At 56.4% G+C, this 6,387-nt stretch carries 5 protein-coding genes and 1 pseudogene; 2 read left to right on the forward strand and 4 right to left on the reverse strand.

All coding sequences use genetic code 11. The annotated features are described in order from the left end of the window. Nucleotides 1-85: 85 nt before the first annotated feature. The 3 genes from I6F36_RS37330 to I6F36_RS37340 form a co-directional block, all read right to left on the reverse strand. Nucleotides 86-2,155, reverse strand: a complete 2,070-nt coding sequence (locus I6F36_RS37330) for a carbohydrate-binding domain-containing protein (RefSeq protein WP_225173186.1) — start codon at nt 2,153-2,155, stop codon at nt 86-88. A 464-nt stretch (nt 2,156-2,619) separates the two neighbouring features. After that, complete coding sequence (locus I6F36_RS37335) at nt 2,620-3,183, reverse strand: transglutaminase-like cysteine peptidase (RefSeq protein ID WP_225173187.1); 564 nt, start codon at nt 3,181-3,183, stop codon at nt 2,620-2,622. 459 nt (nt 3,184-3,642) lie between these two features. Continuing rightward, complete coding sequence (locus I6F36_RS37340; RefSeq protein ID WP_225128168.1) at nt 3,643-4,002, reverse strand: VanZ family protein; 360 nt, start codon at nt 4,000-4,002, stop codon at nt 3,643-3,645. Nucleotides 4,003-4,761: 759 nt separating this feature from the next. Between I6F36_RS37340 and I6F36_RS37345 the strand changes: the two genes are divergently transcribed. Beyond that, nucleotides 4,762-4,980, forward strand: a complete 219-nt coding sequence (locus I6F36_RS37345) for a hypothetical protein (RefSeq protein ID WP_225128165.1) — start codon at nt 4,762-4,764, stop codon at nt 4,978-4,980. 556 nt (nt 4,981-5,536) lie between these two features. Here I6F36_RS37345 and I6F36_RS37350 read toward each other — a convergent pair. After that, entirely contained in the window at nt 5,537-6,049 is a 513-nt protein-coding gene (locus I6F36_RS37350) for a helix-turn-helix domain-containing protein (RefSeq protein WP_225128164.1), read from the reverse strand. Nucleotides 6,050-6,247: 198 nt separating this feature from the next. Between I6F36_RS37350 and I6F36_RS37355 the strand changes: the two are divergent. After that, nucleotides 6,248-6,387, forward strand: a pseudogene (locus I6F36_RS37355) (2-hydroxychromene-2-carboxylate isomerase); the annotation flags it as partial.

A 6,387-nucleotide genomic window follows, 5' to 3' on the forward strand; every position in this document is an offset into this window, starting at 1 on the left:
CCCGGTGGCGGCCCTTCTCGATGCCGCTATTTAGGCCGTCGGACCGGTTGCCGCCACGTGCCGAGCTATCGGCTCCACCCATCTATCAAACTAGATCATGGAAGCTGAAGAGTTGGCCGAGCACGTTTCCGATCCCGCCCTGCGGCAGGTTCGTTCCGTTGAAGCTGACGGAGTCCACGTAAAGATTGCGGTCAGTTTCGGGGGTGCCGTCCCAGCGGTCGTTGAGAAGGTGGACCAGGACAGTGTGATCGCCGGGTCCCCAATCGCCGTGCACGGCAATGGTCTCGGATTGACTTGCCGCATGCGATGCATGGGCCGTCAATGTCCCGCCGACCTGGTTGCCATCGACCGAGATGGTGTAGAGCGCGTCTCCAAGATAGGCATCTTCGCTGATCTTGAACACGAGTTGATCCGGACCGGCGCCGATCGATGTTGATGAGCCGTTCTGTGGTTGTGAAGGCGTACCGGTTGAATTTGTCGGCGGTGGGGGCGTTATCACCGGTGTGGTCGGTTCGGCCGGTGCCCCATCATGGAAGCTGAAGGTCTGTCCGAGTACGTTTCCGATCCCGCCCTGCGGCAGGTTCGTTCCGTTGAAGCTGACGGAGTCCACGTAAAGATTGCGGTCAGTTTCGGGGGTGCCGTCCCAGCGGTCGTTGAGAAGGTGGACCAGGACAGTGTGATCGCCGGATCCCCAATCCCCGTGCACGGCAATGGTGTCGGATTGACCGGCCGCATGCGATGCATGGGCGGTCAATGTCCCGCCGATCTGGTTGCCATCGACCGAGATGGTGTAGAGCGCGTCTCCAAGATAGGCATCTTCGCTGATCTTGAAGATGAGTCGATCCGGACCGGCACCGATCGATAGTGATGAGCCGTTCTGTGGTTGTGAAGGCGTACCGGTTGAATTTGTCGGCGGTGGGGGCGTTATCACCGGCGTGGTCGTGTCGGCCGATGCAGCATCATGGAAGCTGAAGGTCTGTCCGAGTACGTTTCCCATGGCGCCTTGCGGAAGGTTCGCTCCGTTGAAGCTGACGGAGTCCACGTAAAGATTACGGTCGGTATTCGGGGTGCCATCCCAGCGGTCGTTAAGGAAGTGAACCAGGACGGTGTGATCGCCGGGTCCCCAATCCCCGTGCACGGCAACGATGTCGGACTGACCGGCCACATGCGATGCATGGGCCGTCAATGTCCCGCCGACCTGGTTGCCATCGACCGCGATGGTGTAGAGCGCGTCTCCAAGATAGGCATCTTCGCTGATCTTGAAGATGAGTTGATCGGGACCGGCGCCGATCGATGTTGATGTCGGCGTTGCTTGGGGTGTGCTTGACGCAGTTACAGCACCGTAGGTCCCGGGATCATCACCCGCGGGAGATGAGACCGGCTCTAGAGAAACGGCTGTGGCCGACGGGTCGGCAGAATAAACGCGGATGTAATCGATCTTAATGGTGATAGGTGCCTGCGCGAGGCTTGCGGGCTCTTGCGTAGCCAGATTCGCCAGAAGGTACATTGGTTGATGCATGTCGCTCGGCGTTGCGCGACTCCCAACCAGCTCCCCATCGATATAGAAACTGATCTGCTCATTCTGCCAATTCACGCCATAGGTATGATAGCCACCAGGATTTGGCAATTCACTGTAGACCTGGAGCTGCGTCTGCCAGTTTTCATTCAGCACTCGGTCGGTTGTGTGAATGGTGCTGTATACCCCTTTGCTCCAGACGCCATAGTGCTCAACCACATCGAGTTCTTGCCACCGTCCGAGCCCATTCGGATCGGGAAGATTTTTCACGGGCAGCAGCCAAAATGCGTCCCAAGCCCCCGGTGACGACGATAACTCTGCCCGTATCTCGAAGTAGCCGTACTGTTGCGAGAAATTTCCCTGGGTTGTTATCAGTCCGGATTCCCAACTTCCCGGAACTCCGAATGGAGTACGATCCGGAACAGCGGTAATCGCAAGCGCTCCTTGGGAAACAGAGAAAGGATCGTATCCCGAGCTGGGGTCGACGAACGAGCTGGTGCCGAAGCCAACGTCGGACGCCGCATCGCCCCGCCATTCGGCTCTGGTGTCCGCCCACTTCGTGCCGACGCCAGTAAGTGAAATGCTCCTGGAATTGAATTCATCGTCGAAAGTCAGCTTGTAGCCGCTAAGATCGATCATCGAAAATCTCCGCGAGTAAAGCCCTGAGCGGTACGAACGAAATATCTACGCGAGAAACGAATGCTTCGAAGTTGCTGCGGTTAAACGTGCGAGAGACTTGATCGCGATGCGTTGTTCGTTCGACGGCTCGGAGTATCAAACTTGCGTCAGTACACAGTTCACACGAATCGGATCGTCAGTGTCGGCATGTGAGGGCCTGACATACCGCACGCCCTTCGAGAGCGAACTTAATGGACCGGATTCACCGCGATCTCTCTCGACTATACGCCCGTTAAGCCTGGAAGTGCATGGTGACGGAAGCGCATCCCTGCACCAATTTTAGGCGATTGCCCCGGCGCGGACGCTGACCACGCGGTACCATGTCAATCGTCTTGAATCGTCATAGACGCTGAGCAGTGGCTTGGGCCGAGTCAGTGAGCTGCGGCAGAACTCCGCCACGCTCCAAGTCAGGCAATTCCACGGAGCTACGATACGGTAAGCCTGCGTATCCAGAGTTGCGGGTCGTGGTTCGATTGTATGCGCAGAAAGGCGTATTGGTCGAAAGCTTCGTTGACGTTGAGAATGGCCGTACTCAGATTGTCGAGAACCAAAATAGCCCTGCCTTCTCGTACAAGCAGAACCAGGTGGTGTTCTCCGGTTGTCCGAATGCCAACCTCCGCAAGGAGAAGAGACGAACTTGGCCAACCTGCTCGCAGCAGAAGATGGCGCTTTGTCACAGCATAGTCCGCGCAGTTTCCCTCGCTGGGAAAGATCTGCCAGTCATGGTCATTCCGGCTTGCCGCTAACGCCTTCGGCATGATGCTGAAATTGACCATGGAATTGATCTGGTTGAGCTGTCGCCATCGCTGACTACGAGAACGGAAATCTGTGATGCGCAGATCGCCATGTTGCTGGCAATCTTCGGGATATCGGACGCAGAACAGCGCGAACGAAAGGGGAGCGGCGACTTGCTGTTCAAAACCGCAATAGGCCGGTTGGCCGCACATCCAATACATTATTGCAAGTGTGCTTGCAGCATATCGGATCATCACTTGGGTGCCTGACAGAAACGACTACACCATCGCTCCATATTGCAGGCGCAAAAATGGGAACGCCATATCAATTATGGGGCAACTGATGCCTAGCCTTGAAGCGTCGCTGCCGCAGCTGTTTGCCTAACCAACAACGCGGCGCTGGCGCGCGAACGTGGGGCGCAAGGACGCAATCACCGCTCCAGAGAAACGGGGCAGACTTCCCCCTGAAAAATTGGCTTCGCTGTCCAGAAACCTGCTTAGTGCACTGAGGGCGCCAGCGTGGTTTCGAGCAGCCGCCGGCCCAATTTGCGGTGCCAATCGCGGCGGTTGTTGGACCCGCATAATACACCCGCTCTCAAGCCGAGCGACAACATAGCTGCGATTAGCCAGAGATCGTCATGACGGGCTAGCCTTGTTGTTCGTGCCGCCTGAGCTTGTAGCGGTCGCTAGGAGAAGACGGTAGAGCCGAGCCGGTCATCCGCGTGATACGATCTTAGTCATTGCCTGAGTGATACCGACGCGCGCCAGAGTGACGACCGAGATCCCGCAGACACCTCCAGCCACTTTGACCAGCCCATCCATGAGGTCACCATGCCTATCAGCAGTCAGCAGCTGCAAGGCCTCCAGGATAACTGCGCTGCCGACGACGATTAGAGTTATGAGGATAGTGCGATTTGAGTAGGCCAGCACGAGCACGAGACCGAGGATGAAGAATCCGGCAAAGCGCTCGAACTGAGGGGGCGCGATCATGGGACGATCGTGAATGGGAGCGAGCGTCACAAAAATCACGAGGGCGAGAGCCAACCATCCCGCCGCGAGATACAGTTTGGCCATGTCTGTTTTCTAGAGTTCGAGATCGGTGAATGAGCCGAGGTGCGAACATTTGGCCTTGTGTCGTGAGGATTATCAAGCTTGTTCGACGATCAAAAGATAAGCAGATCGCAGCACAGTCGGTCGGCAGAGCCTGCTGCTCCTGCTCATCATCGCGTCCTGCCGTTTATTGAAATAACCTAGCGGGGCCTCGTCAGTAAGACCTCTCCGTAGAAAGGTAGTTGTCGCCTGGCCGATTTGTGCGCCCACCAATATCGGAAAGCTTTGACATTCTCGACCGTCGAATGTTGCTGCTTTCCTTAAGCAACATCAAGCGCCGAAGTTGTGCTCCGTTCAGGAGCGGGTCGAACAGGACGAGGATCTCCCGCGCTTGGACGTACACCTCCATACTTGATGGCGTGTTGATCGAAACCGTACGATCGAAGGCGGGCTTCGATGTCAAGCGCAGCAGCGCCGTCCAGTTGCCAATCCAGGGCGTTGTTGATGGTATAGATTTCGGCGACGTCCTGGAATTCTGGCGAAGCCAATGGAGTTCGGTACCCCCTCTTGAGGAGCCAACTTGCGCTCGCTCGCCCGCTCGGAACTCCGCTCGACTCCGAGGCTGATGCGGTAAATCGGATCGGCACAAGCATCGTCTTACGTATTAAAACAACTTTCAGATAGATGTACGCAAATATCCGTACGGCCAGAACAGCTATTGATCGCAGCGCCGATTGCGCCGAACCTTGACGCCGACTGGGGCCAAAGCCGAGGGAGCGGCTGATGCCAGAAACTCTCCAAGAGCAACTAGATCACGTTGAGCGCGAGATTGAACAGTACATTGAATTCGAAAAGGCAGAAAGAACTCGCTTCAATCATGAGTCTCCCTTATGGACCGCGGAGGATCGGATCGAATGGCAGGAGACACAATCTGACATTGCCCAAAGACTTCGCGAACTCTTCGAAATACGAGACGCATTGCGCGGCCAGCTAGACCAGTAAAGCCGCAGTCGGATGTTGCTCCAAAAAGGAACAAGAGAAAGCTTTGATTGAGAAACAACCTGTGGCTCGGTCGCATCCGCCAAGCCCGCCAGGACATGCTTATTGCATTGATGGAATGTCCGAATACGAGGCTGGCGAAGCGTCTTGCTGGATTGAAGCGCTATGAGAGACCGATTCGGGCCGCACAACGGCGGGTCCTGAAGCGCTGGCTGAAGCAGGAATGACAATGAGGGGGAAGGGCAACAGCAAACGTTGGCGTTTTGAGAGCTCGTCAAAGTCCAGCTCTGTCGGAGGAATCTTGCGGCTTTTCAGGTGGCCGTCGGAGCACATTGTCATCCGAGAGAAGCCAGGCAGTAGGCCAAGCCAAAAATTCTCCTACTGGTCGATCGATAGCTGCTCTTCTCGGGGCTCGCATGGCGGAGTCGGCTCACGTACCGGAAGCGGCCCGAGCAAGGCAAATGAACTAAGGCAGCCTGGACAGAAGCGGATGAGCCCACGCACGGATATCGCTGGGGCTACCGCGCTCGTCTAAGCCGACGTGGAGTCATGCCATGCCTCAAGCCCGCTCTCGACCGCTCTTGGTTCGTTGCTGTGCTTCTGCATGAACCGGTGAAGCTTGGCGGGCACCAGGTCCCGGATGCACATGCACAGCCTTGGCCGCCAGCGGTTCACCGCATTCAGAGCAGACCATCACGGGATCGAACATCCTCTTGCAGCTCTTGTGCTCGTGCAGCATCGGCCGTCCGCGCGAATCGACCATGTGCACGTTGCCCCAGTGCACGATCGACATGATGATTGGGTACAGATCCAGGCCCTTCTGCGTCAGGATGTATTCGTAACGCTTTGGTGCGTCCTGATAAGGAATTTTCCGCAGCACGCCGAAGCGCACCAGCTTCTTCAGCCTGTCGGCGAGCAGATGGCGGGTAATCCCTAGCGACGCCTGGAAGTCGTCAAACCGTCGGATGCGAAGAAAGCACTCGCGAAGGACAAGCAGACTCCAACGATCGCCGATCACAGCGACGGTGCGGGCCAGGGAGCACGGCTCCTCTTCAAGCGCATCCCATTTCATCAAATTCCTCCACTTTTCCGACTGCCGTAAAATAAATTCTAAAACAGAACTTATATGATTTCAATAGGATACCTTCTCGAGCGGTATTGGATGACGAATATCATATTGACAGTTCTATAACAGAACTTATCGTTCGGGGCCGGGTCAGAACGAGGCGGCAGTCGAACGAACCGCCAGTATCGAAGGGAAGAGCGCTCCATGGTTGCTGCGTTGAAGGCTGAGTTTCACTTCGATTTCGGGAGCCCAAACGCCTATCTGGCCGAGCTCGCATTGCCGGATATCGAGACGCGCACCGGGATCAGGTTTGACTATGTCCCGGTCCTTCTTGGCGGCGTCTA

The organism is Bradyrhizobium sp. BRP19, from assembly GCF_020194195.1.
Lineage (GTDB): Bacteria > Pseudomonadota > Alphaproteobacteria > Rhizobiales > Xanthobacteraceae > Bradyrhizobium > Bradyrhizobium yuanmingense.

Bases quoted from the DNA above. Each gene is read 5' to 3' on its own strand.
- I6F36_RS37335 (WP_225173187.1), bottom strand. From the start codon at position 3,183: ATGATCCGATATGCTGCAAGCACACTTGCAATAATGTATTGGATGTGC.
- I6F36_RS37330 (WP_225173186.1), bottom strand. From the start codon at position 2,155: ATGATCGATCTTAGCGGCTACAAGCTGACTTTCGACGATGAATTCAAT.
- I6F36_RS37345 (WP_225128165.1), top strand. From the start codon at position 4,762: ATGCCAGAAACTCTCCAAGAGCAACTAGATCACGTTGAGCGCGAGATT.
- I6F36_RS37340 (WP_225128168.1), bottom strand. From the start codon at position 4,002: ATGGCCAAACTGTATCTCGCGGCGGGATGGTTGGCTCTCGCCCTCGTG.
- I6F36_RS37350 (WP_225128164.1), bottom strand. From the start codon at position 6,049: ATGAAATGGGATGCGCTTGAAGAGGAGCCGTGCTCCCTGGCCCGCACC.